The following is an 18,804-nucleotide window of genomic DNA, read 5'->3' as shown; positions in this document are numbered from 1 at the left end:
TCGCGACAGCTTCATTCCGCGCTTTCGGCGTGGTTTGATGGCGACCTTTCCGATTGTTAACGAGCGCTCACTACGGAACTCTCCTATGGTGAAGCGGCCGCAAGGCAATCATCAAACAGATCTGGGGTGCTGTAAGCACGTCGAAGGCTCGTTACGACCGCGAAGGGAGGTTCCATGCCGCACGAGACACCGTTGATTGCAACGATCGTGGCGGGTTTGGGACTGGCATTCATCTTCGCGCTCGCCGCGCAGCGATTGCGGCTGTCGCCGATCGTGGCCTATCTGCTCGGCGGTGTGGTGATCGGCCCCTTCACGCCCGGTTTCGTGGCCGACCAGAATCTCGCCAACGAACTGGCCGAACTCGGCGTCATCCTGCTGATGTTCGGCGTCGGCCTGCATTTTTCGCTGAAGGACCTGCTTTCCGTCCGCGCCATCGCCATTCCCGGGGCGCTGGGCCAGATCGCGGTGGCGACACTGCTCGGCATGGGCTTTGCCTGGATCATGGGCTGGGGGCTCGGCACGGGCCTGGTCTTCGGCCTCGCCCTCTCGGTCGCCAGTACCGTGGTGCTGCTGCGCGCCATGCAGGAACGCAAGCTGATCGAGACCGAACGCGGGCGCATCGCCGTCGGCTGGCTGATCGTCGAAGATCTGGTGATGGTGATCACCCTGGTGCTGATTCCCCCTCTGGCCGGCCTACTCGGCGGCCATGCACCGGGTGAGGTCGCCCCCTCCGGCCTTGCCGCCAATCTCGGCCTCAATTCGATCGCAGCCACCCTGATGGTCACCGCCGTCAAGGTCGCCGCCTTCGTGGCGCTGATGCTGGTAGTCGGGCGCAAGGTCATCCCCTGGGTCCTGCATTTCGTCGCCCATACCGGCTCGCGTGAGCTCTTCCGCCTGGCCGTGCTGGCGATTTCGCTGGGGGTCGCCTATGGCGCCGCCGTGCTCTTCGGCGTCTCCTTCGCGCTGGGCGCCTTCTTCGCCGGCATGGTGCTGGCCGAATCGCCGCTCAGCAAGCAGGCCGCCAATGAGACGCTGCCGCTGCGCGACGCCTTCGCGGTGCTGTTCTTCGTCTCGGTGGGCATGCTGTTCAACCCGGCGATCCTGCTCCAGCATCCGCTTGCCGTGCTCGCCACCTTCCTGATCATCGTGGTCGGCAAGTCGATCGCCGCCTTCCTGATCGTGCGCGGCTTCGGCTATTCCAAGGGCGTGGCCCTGACCATCTCCGCGAGCCTGGCCCAGATCGGCGAGTTCTCGTTCATCCTGGCGGTGCTCGGCGTCAAGCTGCAGATCATCCCGGGTACGGCACGCGATCTGGTGGTGGCGGGCGCGCTCATCTCCATCGTGATCAACCCGATCCTGTTCATGGCGCTCGACCGTTTCGTCTTGCGCCCCGAACGCCAGCCGGCTGCGGCACCTAAAGCTGAGACCAGACCGGAGGCCGAGCCTGAGGCGCCGGCTCAGCCCGAGGCCCAGCCTGGCGCGCCCGTAGCGGAAGCCGCTCCCGCACCTTTGCCTGAGGAGGACGACATCGAGGTCGTCCAGCCGACCAAGCTCAGCGAGCACGCCATCCTGGTCGGCCATGGCCGCGTCGGCAGCCGGGTGGCCAAGGCCCTGCATGAGTCCGGTATACCGTTGGTGGTGATCGAAGAATCGCAGAACGAGGTCGAAAAGCTCAAAGCCGCGGGCATCGAGGTTTATTCCGGGCCGGCCGGCGACTACGAGACGCTGGAACTGCAGAATCTGGCCGGCGCGAAATGGCTGGTCGTCGCCATTCCCGACGCCTTCGAAGCCGGCCATCTGGTGGAACAGGCCCGCAAGCTCAATCCGTCCATCCGCATTCTCGCCCGGGCTCACAGCGAAGAGGCCGTCGACTATCTCAAGGGGCTCGGGGCTGACGTGATCCTGATGGGCGAAGAAGAAATCGCCCGCGGCATGATCCGCGACCTGTTGCACCCCGTGGAAAGCCATCCAGGCCAGGCCGCCTGAGCCGGCGCGACCTAGTCATTGCCGGGCCCGCCGGCCCTTCGCGAGCGGAAAATACCTGAACGGGGAATGAGCAGGTCAAGCCCAGGCACGGCAATACGAGACCCGCTTGGCCGATGTCTGATACTTACCCCCACTAAACACAGGCTGGCGCCAGCTTTTACCTCTACGTTAAGACCTCGATAACCGTACGAATTGTTAATGAATTGATACTCTTTACCCGCATTTTCAGCGGCTTTATTGCTATTCCATGAATAGAGCGAACCATTTTTAGACACCAACTCCATTTTGGATAGCGGGCGAAATCCACGGGCGCCCCGTGTCGTCAACGTCAGATCGAGATGCAGCACGAACCGTCGGGTCCTGGCCCGGACGGATCGCGGCTGCCTGCAAGGCATTGGGGGAAAGCGGCGATGCAGACGCCCACCGTCGACGAGGCAGATCAGGACCAGGAGGCAATAGCGGGCCATCCGTCCCTTGCGATCGATAGTCCGCCTCGTGACACCCGGGCGAGCGAGCCCACCATGCCGGCCGAAAGGCGCAGGCGGCGACCGATAGCCCCCACCAAGCTGCAGAAGAGCGCCGGGCGCATCACGCTCATCGTGGTGGGGTTCGTCTGCATCTATGTGGCGATCCTGGCCCGGCTGGTGCAGTTCGGCATCGCGCCGGACGAGCAATATGACGCGCGCCGCTCGGCGGCCGACCAGTTGGCGGCATCCCGCCCTGACATTCTCGACCGCAACGGAAAGATCCTGGCGACCGACGTGCAGGTGCCCTCGCTCTATGCCGAGCCCAGGAAGATCATCGATGTCGACGAGGCGACCGAACTGCTCACCGCCCAGATGCCCGAATTCGACGCGCGCGACCTGAGAGCGAAACTCTCCTCGGGCAAGGGCTTCATCTGGCTCAAGCGAGAGATCACGCCCGAGCAACGCAACCGCATCTACGCGCTCGGCCTGCCGGGCATCGGCTTCCTCAACGAGGCCAAGCGCATCTACCCCAACGGGCCGACGGTGAGCCATGTGCTCGGCGCTGTGAACATCGACAATCAGGGCATCGCCGGCATCGAGCGCTATATCGACAGAAAGCGTGGCCTCTCCGAATTGCAGGCGCTCGGCTATGCCTCGGACCCGCATGACCTCAAGCCGGTCCGCCTGTCGATCGATCTGAGGGCCCAGGCGGTGATGCGCGATGAACTCGTCGCCGGGATGGAGCACTACCAGGCCAAGGCGGCGGCCGGCGCCATCATGGACGTCAATACCGGCGAGATGATCTCGCTGGTGTCCCTGCCCGATTTCGATCCCAACAACCCCGCCGAAGCGCTCGATCCCAACCGGATCAACCGCATCAATGTCGGCGTGTTCGAGATGGGTTCGACCTTCAAGGCCCTGACCTCCGCCATGGCCATCGAATCGGGCAAGTTCACCACCGCCTCCATGCTCGATGCCCGTACCACGCTCAAATATGGCCGTTTCACCATCCACGACGACCATGCCCGCCGGCGCATGCTGAGCCTGCCGGAGGTGTTCACCTATTCGTCCAATATCGGCTCGGCCAAAATGGCCCTCGCCCTCGGCGTCGATGCCCACAAGGCCTTTCTCAAGATGATGGGCCAGACCACGCGGCTGATCACGGAATTGCCCGAGAATGCCATGCCGATCCTGCCCAGGCGCTGGAGCGAGATCAACACCATCACCATCGCCTTCGGCCACGGCATGGCCGTGGCGCCGCTGCAGGCGATGATGGCGGTGGGAGCGATGATGAATGGCGGCCATCTGATGAGGCCGACATTCCTGGCGCGCAGCGAAAGCGATGCCCTGGCGGGATCCAAGCTGGTCCTGAAGAAACACACCTCGGACGTGATGCGCTACATCATGCGCCTCAACGCCACCGACGGCTCCGGCAAAAAGGCCAATGTTCCCGGCCTCGGCGTCGGCGCCAAGACCGGTACGGCCGAAAAGGTCATCAACGGTCGTTATTCGAAGAAGCTCAACTTCACCACCTTCATGGCGGTGTTTCCCTTCGACAAGCCGAAATATCTGGTGCTCGTGCTCTATGACGAGCCCAAGGGCCTGCCCGAGACCTATGGCTATTCATCGGCCGCCTGGAATGCCGGCGTCACCACCGGCAAGATCCTGGAACGTGTCGGGCCGCTGCTCGGCGTCAAGCCGCGCTTCGAAGAGATCCCTAACCCGGTGCCGCCACTCTACGCCCCCCGCAACGAAGACCACCCGATGGAGTGGCTGGTCACGCATTGAGGGCGGAAGGCTCTGCATGGCGCACCTTTCAGGGTGTTTGACGCTGTCGCGTCAGGTCTGATCGTCGAAGTCGCGCTGCCCGTCAGCTCCCCGACCCGCTCAGGGAAAATGCGTACCGGGCGGCGCGGGGATGGAGGCGAACACCTCGGCTACGTCATCCTCGAAGATCGCCGCCGTCAGCTTGCCGCCATAGCAGGCGCCGGTGTCGAGATTGATGCGGTTGGTGCGGAAATCCGGCTCCTCCACCGAGGTGTGGCCATGCACGATCTTCTTCTCGAAGAGCTGGCCCGACGGCAGGAACTCGTCGCGGATCCAGATCAGGTCATATTCCTTCTGCTTGGCCAGCGGCACGTCCGGCCGCACGCCGGCATGCACGAAAAAATAGTCACCGAAGGTGAGACTCAAAGGTCGCGTACGCATGAAGTCGAAATGGTCGGGCAGCATCCTGGCGCGGAACTCGGCCCTGATACGCTCGACATCCCGCTTCGAATGCGGGTCGGCTCCCTCGATGTCGACGCCATAGCTGCCGACGGTGGCCATGCCGCCCCATTTGAGCCAGACATCGGCATCCGGGTCGCCGGCCAGGAAGGACATCAGCAAGGTTTCATGATTGCCCCTGAGCACATGGAGCTCACAGCCCGGCAGGCTGCCCATCAGCCGGGCCACGACACCGCGGGAGTCGGGGCCGCGATCGACGAGATCGCCGAGGCTGATGACGATGTGGCGCCGGTCCGGCTTGGTCCGGGCCCGGGCCTGCGCCTTGGCCAGGATCTCTTCCATCAGGGTGAGATGGCCGTGGACGTCGCCGAAGGCAATGATGGTCGTCCCCGCCGGCGCGCGCGGCGGGATGGGAAAGGGTACCGTACGATTCTGCATGGCGGCAGCATAACAGCCGCGCATCCGGCAGCAAGGGGATGCGGCAATGCGGCCAGGCCGCTCAGGCCCGATAGTCCAGGCCGATGTCGAGGATCGGCGCGCTGTGGGTGAGCCAGCCCACGGAGATGAGATCGACGCCGGAGGCCGCGATCGCCGGCGCCGTTGCTGCCGTGACCCGACCAGAGGCCTCGGTAAGCGCCCGCCCGCCGACCATGGCCACCGCCTCGCGCAGCTGGTCCGGGCTCATATTGTCGAGCAGCACGGCATCCACGCCGACGGCCAGCGCCTCCTCGAGCTGGGCAAGCGTATCGACCTCCAGCTCGATCTTGACCATGTGCCCTGCCGCGGCCTTGGCCCGCTCGAGCGCCGGGCGGATGCCGCCGGCGATGGCGACATGGTTGTCCTTGATCAGGATGGCATCGTCGAGCCCGAAGCGGTGATTGCCGCCACCGCCGGCCCGCACCGCATATTTCTCCAGGGCACGCAGACCGGGCGTGGTCTTGCGGGTGCACACGATGGTGGCCCTGTGCCCCTTCACCGCCTCCACCACCGAGGCCGTCGCGCTGGCAATGCCGCTGAGGCGGCAGAGGATGTTGAGAGCCGTGCGCTCGCCCGTCAGCAGGGCCCGGGCCGAGCCGGTGACGGTGGCGATGGTTGACCCCGACGACACTCTGGCTCCGTCGCCACGCTCCACCGCGATCACGGCGGAGGGGTCGAGCAGGCGGAAAGTGGCTGCGGCGATGTCGAGGCCGGCGACCACGCCGTCCTGGCGCGCCGCCAGCACGGTGGTCGCCTTGAGATCGGCGGGCACGATGGCATCGGTGGTGAGATCGCCGGCCCGGCCGAGATCCTCGACCAGGGCCGCGCGGACGATGGGCTCGAACAACAGGGGAGAGAGAGGAGAAAGGGACATGTCAGGCACTTTCCGCGAAACAAAGGGAGAGGGCGACCTCGCGGGCGATGGCAAGGGTCTGGTCGAGCGAGAGCAGCGAGGGCACCGCCTCGGAACGGCTGGACGGGAAATCCGCCCGCCAATGCGCGCCCCGGCTTTCCTGCCGGTTGAGGGCGGAGACGGCCAGCATCAGGCCGACCAAAGCCGGTCCCGCAGCAGGCCGCGCGCTGGTGGCCAGCGGCAGGAGCTGCGCGACCGCCACCTCCAGCGCGGCACGATCCCGGACCAAGCCGAGCGCGCGCGACAAGATCGGACGCGTTTGCTCGGCGTCCCCGGTGCGCAGGTCGGCGACCTTCGCGGCGACGGGCGCTCCTGCGAGAAGGCGGCTCGTTGCCGGCGCATTCCCCACGCTGTCGGCGACCCAGGCGGCACAGACCGCGGCCTCGGCCAGGGAATTGCTGGCCAGGCGATTGGCGCCATGCAGCCCGGTACAGGCCACCTCGCCGCAGGCCCACAGCCCTGCTACGGAACTCCTGCCTTGTCCGTCCACCGCAATGCCGCCCATGTGGTAGTGCTGGGCCGGGCGCACTGGCAGCGGCTGCAAGGCAGGATCGAAGCCCGCGTCCCGGCAGAGCCGATCGATACCGGGGAAACGGCGCGCGAACCCCGCGCCGGGTTGATGGCGGGCATCGAGATAGACGCGGTGGCCCGCAACCAGATGCTGCCAGATGCCGCGGGCGACTTCGTCGCGCGGGGCGAGCTCGGCGCCCGGCAGGTGGCGAAGGAAGCGTTCGCCGGTCTCGTCGATCAGCACGGCGCCCTCGCCCCGTACGGCCTCGCTGACCAGCGCCATCGGCCGCGCCGCGGTATCGAGCGCCGTCGGATGGAATTGCACGAATTCGAGGTTGGCGAGCAAGGCGCCGGCGCGAGCGGCCAAAGCGAGCCCCTGCCCCTGGCTGCCCCGAGGATTTGTACTGTCGCAGAAGAGGCCACCGATGCCCCCGGTGGCCAGCACCACGCGGGCGGTCGGAATCGTCATCGCCTCGCCGTTCGGGCCGACGCAGACGATGCCGGCAACGGCGCCGTCCTCGACGATCAGGCGCCGTGCCTCGACGCCCTCCAGCACGGCGATCGAGGGCGTGGCGCGCACGGCGGCAGCCAGGGCCCGTACGATCTCCCGCCCGGTGGCGTCGCCATGGGCATGCACGATGCGGCGGCGGCCATGGGCGGCTTCGAGGCCAAGCTGGAAGCCTTCGCCGTTCCTGTCGAAAACGACACCGAGTGCGGCGAGCCGGCGCACCGCCTCGGGGGCCGCCTCCAGGATGGCGCGGGCAGCGGCCGCATCCACCAGGCCGGCGCCGGCGGCCAGCGTGTCGTCGAGGTGGAGGCTGGGCGTGTCGTCATCGGCCAGGCTCGCGGCAAGTCCGCCCTGCGCCCAGCCGGTCGAAGTCTCCGCACCGAGCGGTGCATGGGAGAGCAGCACCACCGGCTCGGGCGCAAGCGAAAGCGCCGTCATCAGTCCGGCGAGGCCGGCCCCGACCACCACCGGCCGGTCGCGATAGAGCTGGGGATGATCGGTCATAGCTCGAGCATCCTTTCGACAGCCCGGCGTGCGGGAGCCGCCACGGCGGGATCGATGGTGACTTCGTGCTGGCCGGTCTCCAGCGCCTTGCGAATATTGGCGAGCGTGATGCGCTTCATATGCGGGCAGAGATTGCAGGGGCGCACGAAATCGACGGTGGGGTGCTGCACGGCCACATTGTCGCTCATCGAGCATTCGGTCAGCAGCACCACGCGGGCGGGCCTGTGCTCGGCGACATAGTCGGACATCAGCGCGGTCGAGCCGGAGAAATCGGCTTCCGCCACCACTTCCGGCGGGCATTCGGGATGGGCGAGCACGACAACGCCCGGATGGTCTTCCCGGAGCTGGCGCACTTCGGCCGGCGAAAAGCGCTCATGCACCTCGCAATGGCCCTTCCAGGCGATGATCTCGACATCGGTCTCGGCGGCGATGTTGCGGGCAAGATATTCGTCGGGAAGCATGATCACCCGGGGCACGCCGAGCTTTTCGACGATGCGCCTGGCATTGCCCGAAGTGCAGCAGACGTCGGATTCGGCCTTCACGGCTGCCGAGGTGTTGACATAGGTGACGATGGGCACGCCCGGATAGCTCGCCCGCATCAGGCGCACATCTTCCGGCGTGATCGAATCGGCCAGCGAGCAGCCGGCGCCGAGATCGGGGATCAGCACCGTCTTGTCGGGATTGAGCAGCTTGGCGGTCTCGGCCATGAAATGCACGCCCGCCAGCACGATGATGTCGGCGTCGGTAGCGACAGCCTTGCGGGCGAGCGCCAGGCTGTCGCCCACCACGTCGGCGACGCAGTGGAAGATCTCCGGCGTCTGGTAGTTGTGCGCCAGGATGACGGCGTTGCGCTCGCGCTTCAGCGCCAGGATGGCGTCGACGTCGTCGGCGAAGACAGGCCATTCCATCGCGGGAATGACACGCCTGACCCGCTCATAGAGCGGCGCGGTGCGGGTGAGGACGGCAGTATCGGGGCCCATATTTATACTCCTATTGAGCATATATCGGGCATATGCTTAACCTGAGCATAAGCGATGTCAAGCTAATTATGTTCACTTAGAGCATAAGAGATCGAAGCAAAATCGAGAGAGCGAACCGCGACTCCCCTTCTCCCCTTGCGGAAGAAGGTGGCGTGAAACGCCGGATGAGGGGTCTCTCGACCTTGCCAGCCTTGGCGTTCGCTCGAAGCGTCGTTTCTGGACGGAGTGCGAGACCTCTCATCCGCCCCTGTGGGGCACCTCTAGTCAACTCAAGGGAGTTGACGACACCCGCAAGGGGAGAAGGGAACCGTGCCAAACTCGGGGAGGCGAGCCCCTACCCCCGCGCCAGTGGGAGTTTGGTGCCGGCGGCAACACGTTCGGCGAGCACGGCCTGGCGGAAGCGGAACAGCTTGGCCGGACGGCCGAGAGTCTCGGCGGCGATTTCGCCGGTTTCCTCCACCAGTTCCTGCTGCTCGATCAGGCGGCGAAAATTCTGCTTGTGCACCAGCCGCCCGGCCAGGGCCTCGACACTGCGCTGGAGTTGCAGCAGGGTGAAGGTGGCCGGCAGCAACTCGAACACCACGGGACGATATTTGATCTTGGCTCTCAGTCGCGCAATGCCGGTGGCGAGGATGCGGCGATGATCGGCGAGCATCGGGCGCCCCGGCACCGTCTGGGCATCACCAGTCGCCGCTTCCGGCACCAGCCCGGCCTCGTAGAGCAACTCGTAGCGCTGCAGCACGAGTTCCTCGTTCCAGGCAAAGCCCGCCAGCCCGAAGGTGATGGCGACCCGCTGTGACCGGATCTCACGCAGGCCCGCAGTCTCACCCCCCCCGGCCCAGGCGTTGAGAGGAGCGACGATCCCGGCCTGGAAGAAGGCCGGCAGGCCGGAACGATGGTCCTCCCAGGGGAAAAACTCGTACCAGTCGCGCCAACCGGTCTCTTCGCTTCCGGCGGCATTTTCCCGCGTCAGGCCGAGATAGGAGATCGAGATCGCCCGCTGCAGGCCCTCGGCGTCGCGGTCCTTGTCGGCGAAGGTATAGAGCTGCTCGACATAGCCCAGCGGATGGCCGGTCTGCCCCTCGACCCAGGCGCGCAGCCCCGTTTGCAGCGAGCGATGTCCGGCTTCGAAAGGCCCCGAAGGCAGCCCCCCGCCCTCGCGCACCGTCATCACCCGCGGCCGCCCCGCGGTGACCGCCACGAGCACGGCGATCAGGTCGGCGGTGACGAGGTTGCCGGTCTCTGGCGGCACGATCGGTTTCTCCTGGTGGCAAAGCTGCTATCTGGTGCGGAGACTCGCAGTTGCGCCCGGCTGGGGCAAGCAATCGGCAGCTTTTGACCAGAGGTTTCAACAGGCGAAGCGACGGAGGCGCCTCAGAAAATCGTCGCCTCCGTCCCTTCCAGCAGCACCGCGGTCAGCGGGCCGCCAAAACAAGCACCGGTGTCGAGATTGATGCGGTTGTGCCGAAAGGTGGCGATATCGACCGGCGTATGGCCGTGCACGATGCGCTTGCCGAAATCACCGTCCCAGTCGAGAAACTCGTTGCGGATCCACAAGAGGTCCTCCTCGTCCTGACGGTCGGGCGGACGGCCCGGGCGAACGCCGGCATGCACGAAGAAATAATCGCCGCAGCCATAGCTGAGCGGCATCTTTGCCAGGAAGGCGAGATGATGTTCCGGTATCGCGTCGAGAAAGGCGCGGCGCAGGCCATGAAGCGTCGGGCCCTCGGCCAGGGTCCGCTCCAGATCGATGCCATAGCTCGCCAGTGTGCGCAGGCCGCCATTGTGCAGCCAGGCCTCGGCGTCCTCGCCGCCGCGGATGAAGTCGAGCATCATGGCCTCGTGGTTGCCCTTGAGCACCACGAGTTCGCAGCCCGGCAAGCCGGCCGCAAGCCGTTCGACCACACGGGCCGAATCCGGGCCGCGATCGACGAGATCGCCGACGGAGACGACGATGTGCCGCCGCTCGGGCATGGAGGCCAGGCGTTCCTCGATCTGCTCAAGCAGAATCTCCAGCTTGTCGTAACAGCCATGCACGTCGCCGAAGGCGATGACGCTGACATCGTCGGGGATAGCGGGCAGATGGAATGGCCCCATGATGCGCTCCCTCCATGCGACACAATAAGGGGGGCGCGGGCCGGGCTGCAAGGGGCCGGAAGCGCGGACATCTTGTCCGCTCTTGGAAACACAGCGCTAGCAAATAAGAAGAAGCGGACTGGAAGTCCGCGCTCCAAGGAGGTCAGAACACCACGGCCTCGATGCCCTCGAACCGCACGGCCGTCAGGATGCCCGAGGCATAGGCCTTGGTGTCCAGATTGATGCGATTGCGGTTGAAGTCCGGCTTGCGCACAGGGGTGTGGCCGTGGACGATCTTCTTCTCGAAACGCTGCTTGGAATGCAGGAATTCCTCGCGGATCCAGACGAGGTCGCGGTCATCCTGCTCGGCCAGCGGCACGCCGGGGCGCACGCCGGCATGGGCGAAGAAATAGTCGCCGATGCCGTAAGAGGTGGGCAGGGCACGCAGGAAATCGAGATGGGCCTGCGGTATGGCCGCAAGCATGTCCTGGCGCAGGCGGTCCGGCGTCTTCTCGACCTTGTAGTTCTGCCGGCTGGCAATGCCGTAGCTCTGCAGGAAGGCATCGGCCCCGAAGAAGCTGCGCCAGGCGTCGCCGATCGGCTTATCGTCCAGAAAGCCGAGCAGAGCGTCCTCGTGATTGCCGAGCAGCACAATGAGTTCGCAGCCCCGCACGCCATTCATCAGACGCTCGATCACCCCGGCGGAATCGGGGCCGCGGTCGATGAGATCGCCGACGCTGACCACGATATGCCTGAGGCCCGGAAGCAGCGAGGCGCGCCTCTCGATGCGCACGAGCAGCGGCTCCAGCAGATCGAGCCGCCCGTGGATATCGCCGATGGCGATGACGGAGGTCTCGGGCGGCATGCTGGGCGGCTCGGGAAAGCGCTCGATCTTCTTCTTGGCGATGGGTTTGGCTATCGGTTTCTTGGGCATGGCGGGCTCCCTCTCCCACACCGGGAGAGGGCTGGGGATTGAGATCCCTTACTTCCGCGTGCCGGCCCCAAACGTCAACAAGAGCGGGCAATTGTGACGTGGAGAACTCGGGGGCTCCCCCTCCCCTGGAAGGAGGAAGGGGAAATCTGCTTCAGCTCCGCGGCTTGGTGTTCTCGGGGTCGTAGAGCGGCTTGTAGCCGACGCCGACCACCTCGACCGGATAGGTCTCGCCAAAATACTCGACCTGGAACTTGCGGCCTTCCTGCGCATAGGCACGCGGCAGATAGGCAAGCGCGATGTTCTTGCCGATGGTCGGACCATAGGCGATCGAATAGGTGTAGGAACGCCGGCCGAGTTCGTCGACCAGCGTCTCGCCCGTCTCCGGATCCATCACCGGCAGGATGCCTACGGGATAGCGTGCGACACCCTTGGCATCGACATTGTCGGTGATCACCAGCGTGCAGAGCATGGCCGGCTGGTGGGCGCGGGCGCGGTGCTCCAGATGCTTGGCCTTGCCGCAGAAATCGGCCTCCTTGACCTTCGGGCGCTGGAGGTCGGTTTCGATCAGATTGTACTCGGTGTTGAGCTCGGCATTCTGCAGGCGCAGGCTCTTTTCCATGCGGCGGGAATTGGCGTAGGTCTCGACGCCGACCGCCATCACGCCGGTGGAGCGCAGCGCGTCCCAGACGGCGAGGCCGTCCTCATAGCGCATATGCAGTTCCCAGCCCTGCTCGCCGACATAGGAAATGCGGAAGGCGGAAACGTCTTTGCCGCCGATGCGGAGCGGCTTGATGGCGGCGAAGGGGAAGTTCTCGGGATCGAGCCCGGCCGGATTCTCCACCACCTTCTTGAGGTTGACGCGGGCATTCGGGCCCCAGATGCCGATGGTGACGTATTTCTCGGATGTATCGGTGACGGTGACGTCGAAGCCCTTGTCCTGGGCGACGCGGCGCAGATAGTTGAGATCGCGCGGGCCGGCATCGGCGCCGTCGACCACGCGGCAACGGTCGGCCATGCGGAACACGGTGAGGTCGGCGCGCACCATGCCGTCCTCGTCGAGGAAATGGGTGTAGATGCCCTTGCCGACATTGGCGTCACCGCCGATCTTGGCGGCGCAGACCCATTCCATCAACGCGACATGGTCGGGGCCCTCGACGTCGATCATGGCGAAGTGCGAGAGGTTGATGATGCCGCAATCCTCGCTCATGGCGAGCTGTTCGGCATTGGAGACACGCCAGAAATGGCGATTGTCCCACTCGTTCTCGCGCACCGGCACGCGGTTGCCGTATTTTTCGAGCAGATGCTCGTTGGCGGCGTAGCCATGGGCTCGTTCCCAGCCGCCGAGCTCCATGAAATAGCCGCCGAGCTCCTTCTCACGCTCGTAGAAGGGCGAGCGCCGGATGTTGCGGCCGGTGTCATAGGGCTCGCGCGGATGCACGGCCGGATTGTAGATCTTGCGGGCCGCCTCGCCGCAACGCCCCTCGATGAAGCCTTCCTCCAGCATATGCGGGGAGAAGCGGGCATAGTCGATCTTGTTGTGGTCGATCGGCGTGCGACCGTCGGTCATCCAATCGGCAATCAGCTTGCCCATGCCGGGGCCGTCCTTGACCCAGATGGCGACGGCATACCACAGGCCCCGCACCTTCTGGCTTTCGCCCATCGAGGGGCCGCCATCGGTGGTGACCTGCAAGAGGCCGTTGAAGGAATGGCCCTCATTGTAGCCGAGTTCGCCGAGGATCGGCGTCAGCTCCATGGCGCGTTCGAGCGGGCCGATGATCTGCTCCATGTCGAGGTCACGCTGCGAGGGCGACAGGCGCGCCTCGTGCTTTTCCAAGAGGTCACGCGGATGGCACAAGCGCGGATTGGTCTCCTCGTAATAGCCCCACTCGATCTGGCCGCCTTCGGCGGTGGTCGGATCGCCGGTGTCGCGCATATAGGCGGAGTTGCCCTGGTCGCGCATCAGCGGCCAGCCGATCTCCTTGCCGGTGCCGGCGAACTCGTTATAGGGCCCGAAGAAGGTCAGCGGATGGTCGACCGGCATCACCGGCAGGTCCTCGCCCGCCATCTCGGCGATCAGGCGGCCCCACAGGCCGGCACAAACCACGACATGATCGGCCTCGATGGTGCCACGGCTGGTGACCACGCCCTTGATGCGGCCGTTCTCGATGATGAGCGAGGTGGCCGGCGTGTTGGCAAAGGCCTGGAGCTTGCCGGCGGCCTCGCCCTGGTCGACGAGTTTGCCCGCCACCGTCTGCGAGCGCGGGATGACCAGGCCGGCATCCGGATCCCACAGGCCGCCCTGCACCAGATGCTCCTCGATCAGCGGGAACTTCTCCTTGATCTCGGCCGGCTCGATCAGGCGGGCACGGGTGCCGAAGGCCTTGCCGGAGGCGACCTTGCGCTTGATCTCGTCCATGCGGGCATCGTCGCCCACACGCGCCACTTCAAGGCCGCCGACGCGGGCGTAATGGCCCATCTTCTCGTAGAAATCGATGGAATAGAGTGTGGTCCAGCAGGACAGGAAGTCATGGCTGGTGGCATAGCAGAAGTCGGAGGCGTGGGCGGTCGAGCCGATATCGGTCGGGATGCCCGACTTGTCGATGCCGACGATGTCGTCCCAGCCCCGCTCGATCAAATGATGGGCGATCGATGCGCCGACGATCCCGCCCAACCCGACGATGACGACCTTCGCCTTTTTTGGAAACACTGCCATTTGCCTGCGACTCCGGATGCGTTGCGGGCGACCTTAGCGCCTTCGCCGCCGCGGTTGCTGCCTGGGTGCGACCATCTCGCAAACCCGTGCGACCATCACCGCAGGACGCGGCACCGATGCCATCCCGTTGCCGACTAGCTCTATAGAAGACGCGCCGGAACGATGTCGCATATGGGCCGGGACATGGCCAGAAAACGACGTCGAGGGAAATCCTGTCGCCGAGGCTGATCGCCAGCCGAGCTATTCCCTTCTCCCCTTGCGGGAGAAGGTGGCGCGAAGCGCCGGATGAGGGGTCTTATGACCTGGCTTTTCTGATGCTCACTCGCAAGCACGACCTAGATAGGTTGCGAAACCCCTCATCCGCCTGCCGGCACCTTCTCCCGCAAGGGGAGAAGGAAGGATCTCGCCTTGTGCGCACCGTCACGGCGGTATCCCGCTGCCTGTGGCTCTTACGCCATAGTCACGCACCGGACTCCGCCATGAATCGCTCCCTTCGTCCCCCGCTGCTCGCCGTCTGCCTCGCTTGTCTCTGGCCGGCCGCAGGCTCCGCCATGGAACTGTGCCATCTGCGCAAGACGCCGGATGGCTTCGTCGCCTTGCGGGCCGGCCCCGGCCCGCAGCATCGCCTAATCGCCCGCATGAAGCCCGAGGACGAAGTGCAATATGGCCAGGGCCGGCAAGGCAAATGGGTCGAGGTCACCTGGTGGCGCGGCGATTCGCGCCTGGAACAGGATGGCTTCAGCAAGGGCGTCCATGGCTGGGCCTTTTCGCCGCTGATCGCCAAGGATTGCGGCTGAGCCTTGCGCCATCAAGCTTGAGATGCCCGGTCCTTTGCGCCCAGAGCGTTTTGCGATTTGGTGGGATCACCAAGAATCGCAAAGACGCGTCGAACCAAAGAGTTAGAGCAATGCAGCGTTTCCGTCTAAACGCGCTTTGCTCTAAGGGTGGGGGACCGCATATTTCTCAGCTCATGGACGCCTATCATGCATCAGCCCCTCCCCGCCACCAACAGCATGAACGGCGCCGAAAGCCTGGTGCGCACGCTGGTCGATAGCGGCGTCGAGGTCTGCTTTGCCAATCCCGGCACGTCGGAAATGCACTTCGTCGGCGCGCTCGACCGTATCGAGGGCATGCGGCCGGTGCTCGGCCTGTTCGAGGGCGTGGTCACCGGCGCGGCGGATGGCTATGCCCGCATGACCGACAAGCCGGCCGCGACATTGCTGCATCTCGGACCAGGCCTCGCCAATGGCCTGGCCAATCTCCACAATGCCCGCAAGGTGCCGGTGCCGATGGTCAACATCATCGGCGACCATGCCTCGGCGCATCAGGGGTTCGATGCGCCGCTGACCTCGGATGTCGCCGCCTTTGCCCGCCCGGTCTCGCATTGGGTGCATTCCTCGCCCAACGCCCGCAGCGTCGCCGCCGATGCTGCCCGTGCCGTGCAGGCCGCCCGCAACGCGCCCGGCCAGATCGCCAGCCTGATCCTGCCGGCCGACACCGCCTGGCTCGCCGCCGACAGGCCGGCCGCGCCGCTGCCCGTCCTCGGTCCCGCACCCGTCTCCGACAACGCCGTGGCGCAATCGGTGGCGGCCCTCAAGGCTGGCGGCCCCGTCGCCTTCCTGCTGCGCGGCGAGGCCCTGCGCGGCCGTGCACTCGCAGCCGCCGGCCGTATCGCCGCCAAGACCGGAGCGCGGCTGATCTGCGACACCTTCGTGCCGCGCGTCGAACGCGGCGCGGGGCGCATTCGCGTGGAAAGGCTGCCCTATCGCCCCGGCCCCGCCCTCGAATTCCTCGAGGGCACCCAGACCCTGATCCTGGTCGGGGCACAGGCGCCGATCGCCTTCTTCGCCTATCCGGGACAGCCGAGCGAATTGACGCCAACCGGCTGCCGGCCTCTCGTGCTCGCCTTTCCGCACGAGGACGGCACTGGCGCCCTCGAGGCCCTCGCCGAGGCGATCGGCGCCGCCACGCCCGGCAAGGCCTCCGCGCACGCCCCGCCTGCCTTGCCTGCCGATGGTCCTATCACGGCGGAGGGCATCATGCGCATCGCCGGCCATTTCCTGCCCGAGAACGCCATCATTTCCGACGAGACGATCTCCTCAGGCTTTCCCTTCTACCCGCTCAACGAGACGGCCGCCCCCCATGACAGCCTGCAGCTCTCCGGCGGGGCGATCGGCGACGGCATGCCGGTGGCCACCGGCGCCGCCATCGCCTGCCCCGACCGCAAGGTTGTGTCGCTGCAGGCCGACGGCAGCGCCATGTACACGCTGCAGTCGCTGTGGACGCAGGCGCGCGAAAAGCTCGACGTCACCACCGTCATCTACGCCAACCGGGCCTACAAGGTGCTGATGGACGAGGTGGCGGGCGTCGGCCTCGGCAGTGTCGGTCCCAGGGGTCAATCGATGTTCGACATCGGCAATCCCGATCTCGATTGGGTGAAGCTTGCCGAGGGCATGGGCGTGGAGGCGGTACGGGCGGAAAGCCATGCCGCCCTTGCCGCCGCCTTCAAGGCGGCGATGGGACAGCGCGGACCGAGATTGATCGAGGCAGTGCTGTAGGGGGCTGGTCTTCGGACCTCCCCCCGATCACACCCGCCCGCTCAGATGCCGCGCCTTGCGCAGTTCTGGGAACCAGTGCCACCACAGGCCGGCCACGGCGATGGTGGCGACGCCGCCGAAGATCACGGCGGGCACCGCACCGATCAGTCCGGCAGAGATGCCGGCGCGGAATTCGCCCAGTTCGTTGGAGGCACCGACAAAGACCTGGTTGACAGCGTTCACCCGGCCGCGCACCGCATCGGGGGTCCAGAGCTGGATCAGGGTCTCGCGCACATAGACGCTCACCATGTCAAAGCCCCCCATCAGCGCCATGGCGAGGATGGAAAGCCAGACCACGGTGGAGGCGCCGAACACAGCGGTAAACAGCCCGAACAGCGCTACGCAGACGAACATCACCACGCCGGCGTGGTCCTTGATCGGGTGGCGCAACAGCAGGGCCGCCACCACGATGGCACCGACGCCGGGCGCCGCCCTGAGCATGCCGAGCCCCCAGGGCCCGACATCGAGGATGTCGCGGGCATAAACCGGTAGCAGCGCCGAAGCGCCACCGAGCAGAACGGCGAACAGATCGAAGGAGATGGCGCCGAGCACGATCTTCTCGTGCCAGATATAGCGGAAGCCCGCCACCAGCGTCTCGAAGCTCGGCTTCTCCTTGGCTGCCTTCAATTGCGGCGGTGGCGCGATGGTGATGGTGAGCAGGGCAGCGAAGCCGAGCAGCACCAGCGCCGTGCCATAGGCGATATTGGCCGACAGGCCGTAGAGCAGGCCACCCGCGACCGGGCCGACCACGGTAGCGATCTGCCAGGACGAGGTGCTCCAGGCGATGGCGCTGGCCAAATCCTCCGCCGGCACCAGATTGGGCATCAGCGACTGCTGGGCCGGGCCGAAGAAGGCCCTGAGCGTGCCGAACACCACCAATGTGACGAAGATCGGCACGGCCGTCTGGCTGCCCCACAGGCCGAACAGCATCAAGGCCAGGGCGCACAGTGCTTCGCCTGCGAGGCAGAGCGCCATGATCCTGACGCGGTTGAAGCGATCGGCCACTGCGCCGGTGACCAGCACCAGGAGGAAGGCCGGCAGGAACTGCACCAGGCCGACGATGCCGAGATCGAAGGGATCGCGCGTGAGGTCATAGACCTGCCAGCCGACGGAAACGCCGATGATCTGGGCCGAAAAACTACCGAGGAAGCGCGCCAGCCAATAGCGCGCGAAACCGCCGTGACGGAAGGCGCCTGCGCGCGAAAAAGAAAGCTCTGGCATGTCCAAAACCGTGGGAGAGAGGCCTTCTTGTAGAAAGACAGCGGATTCGGGGCAAGTTCCCGCGAATGGAACCTAGCCATACCCGGAATATGCTTCCGGCAGCACCGCTATCGGGCCGATCACCGTCTGACGTTGATATCGCAGAGAAGGTCCACCTTCGAGTTTTCGGGGTGGTTCCACGTCATCCGCCCAATCGTCTTCGCTGCGATGGAGGGGATCGAAAGCAGTGCACCGCGGGAATTGGCGACTTGCAGCCCATATACACCTTGCTCCAGCACGACCTTGACCGTCCAATCCTCTTCGCGCAGATCCGGAAAGAGCAGAAGGGCGAGGCCTGTGGTTTTTTTCAGCTTTGCGGTGCCTTTGCCATCAAGGACGAACTCCATGGCATTGTCACCCTCGCGACAGATCATGGTCCTCTGCGGCGGCTGATCGGCGCAGACCGATTGAACCCAGCATGCTCCGACGATCGCCAACAGGGTGGTTTTCGCCAAGAGCGGTCGCCAGCGCTCCAGGCCGGGATATCGCAGCTTTGCCGAAGGCAGGAAGGCACCTCGCCGGATAGCCGCTTTCATCATGGGATTTGCCGCCTGCATCAACATCCTGGGGCATCGCAGCGAAAAGTGAGCGCCGATCTTAGAGCGTATCTTGTTTAAGTTGGTTCATAGCCCGCTGCCTGGAAGTAGTTCGCG

14 protein-coding genes are annotated in these 18,804 nt (G+C 65.5%); 4 read left to right on the top strand and 10 right to left on the bottom strand.

From position 1 onward, the window contains the following. Positions 1-174 precede the first annotated feature (174 nt). Positions 175-1,986 (top strand): cation:proton antiporter, encoded by a 1,812-nt coding sequence (locus QM672_RS25000; protein WP_415085855.1) that lies wholly within the window; start codon positions 175-177, stop codon positions 1,984-1,986. 410 nt (positions 1,987-2,396) lie between these two features. Then, the gene (locus QM672_RS24995) at positions 2,397-4,241 is read left to right on the top strand and encodes a peptidoglycan D,D-transpeptidase FtsI family protein (RefSeq protein WP_376717639.1); all 1,845 of its coding nucleotides are present in this window, start codon (positions 2,397-2,399) and stop codon (positions 4,239-4,241) included. Positions 4,242-4,340: 99 nt separating this feature from the next. Here QM672_RS24995 and QM672_RS24990 read toward each other — a convergent pair whose 3' ends face one another. The 8 genes from QM672_RS24990 to QM672_RS24955 form a co-directional block, all read right to left on the bottom strand. Next, the gene (locus tag QM672_RS24990) at positions 4,341-5,117 is read right to left on the bottom strand and encodes a metallophosphoesterase family protein (RefSeq protein WP_415085852.1); all 777 of its coding nucleotides are present in this window, start codon (positions 5,115-5,117) and stop codon (positions 4,341-4,343) included. Between the two features lie 61 nt (positions 5,118-5,178). Then, positions 5,179-6,030 carry a carboxylating nicotinate-nucleotide diphosphorylase gene (gene nadC / locus QM672_RS24985; protein ID WP_415085850.1) on the bottom strand — a complete coding sequence of 284 codons (852 nt, stop codon included), beginning with the start codon at positions 6,028-6,030 and terminating at the stop codon, positions 5,179-5,181. Position 6,031: 1 nt separating this feature from the next. After that, positions 6,032-7,591, bottom strand: coding sequence for an L-aspartate oxidase (locus tag QM672_RS24980; RefSeq protein WP_367625915.1), 1,560 nt, complete (start codon positions 7,589-7,591; stop codon positions 6,032-6,034). Next, positions 7,588-8,571, bottom strand: a complete 984-nt coding sequence (nadA, locus tag QM672_RS24975) for a quinolinate synthase NadA (RefSeq protein ID WP_415085848.1) — start codon at positions 8,569-8,571, stop codon at positions 7,588-7,590. The genes QM672_RS24980 and nadA overlap by 4 nt, the downstream gene beginning before the upstream one ends. A gap of 334 nt (positions 8,572-8,905) precedes the next feature. Beyond that, positions 8,906-9,823, bottom strand: a complete 918-nt coding sequence (locus tag QM672_RS24970; RefSeq protein ID WP_311935927.1) for an NrtR DNA-binding winged helix domain-containing protein — start codon at positions 9,821-9,823, stop codon at positions 8,906-8,908. A gap of 122 nt (positions 9,824-9,945) precedes the next feature. Further along, on the bottom strand, positions 9,946-10,668 hold the full coding sequence (locus QM672_RS24965) for a metallophosphoesterase (protein ID WP_415085845.1): 723 nt from the start codon (positions 10,666-10,668) through the stop codon (positions 9,946-9,948). A 142-nt stretch (positions 10,669-10,810) separates the two neighbouring features. Further along, positions 10,811-11,581, bottom strand: a complete 771-nt coding sequence (locus QM672_RS24960) for a metallophosphoesterase family protein (protein WP_415085843.1) — start codon at positions 11,579-11,581, stop codon at positions 10,811-10,813. A gap of 151 nt (positions 11,582-11,732) precedes the next feature. Next, positions 11,733-14,294, bottom strand: a complete 2,562-nt coding sequence (locus QM672_RS24955) for a GcvT family protein (protein WP_415085841.1) — start codon at positions 14,292-14,294, stop codon at positions 11,733-11,735. 479 nt (positions 14,295-14,773) lie between these two features. Between QM672_RS24955 and QM672_RS24950 the strand changes: the two genes are divergently transcribed. Beyond that, positions 14,774-15,091: a hypothetical protein gene (locus QM672_RS24950; RefSeq protein ID WP_394312345.1), complete on the top strand. Its 318-nt coding sequence runs from the start codon at positions 14,774-14,776 to the stop codon at positions 15,089-15,091. 186 nt (positions 15,092-15,277) lie between these two features. Further along, positions 15,278-16,852, top strand: coding sequence for an acetolactate synthase large subunit (locus tag QM672_RS24945; RefSeq protein ID WP_415085839.1), 1,575 nt, complete (start codon positions 15,278-15,280; stop codon positions 16,850-16,852). 27 nt (positions 16,853-16,879) lie between these two features. Here QM672_RS24945 and QM672_RS24940 read toward each other — a convergent pair whose 3' ends face one another. Together QM672_RS24940 and QM672_RS24935 are read right to left on the bottom strand one after the other, a co-directional pair. Next, the gene (locus QM672_RS24940) at positions 16,880-18,112 is read right to left on the bottom strand and encodes an MFS transporter (RefSeq protein ID WP_415085837.1); all 1,233 of its coding nucleotides are present in this window, start codon (positions 18,110-18,112) and stop codon (positions 16,880-16,882) included. Between the two features lie 119 nt (positions 18,113-18,231). Continuing rightward, positions 18,232-18,714 carry a hypothetical protein gene (locus QM672_RS24935; protein WP_367625924.1) on the bottom strand — a complete coding sequence of 161 codons (483 nt, stop codon included), beginning with the start codon at positions 18,712-18,714 and terminating at the stop codon, positions 18,232-18,234. Positions 18,715-18,804 lie beyond the last annotated feature (90 nt).

The sequence above is a fragment of the Labrys sp. (in: a-proteobacteria) genome, assembly GCF_047605565.1.
Taxonomy (GTDB): Bacteria; Pseudomonadota; Alphaproteobacteria; order Rhizobiales; family Labraceae; genus Labrys; species Labrys neptuniae.
Note: the sequence above shows the minus strand (reverse complement) of the source record. Positions and strands in the feature narration are given on the sequence as shown.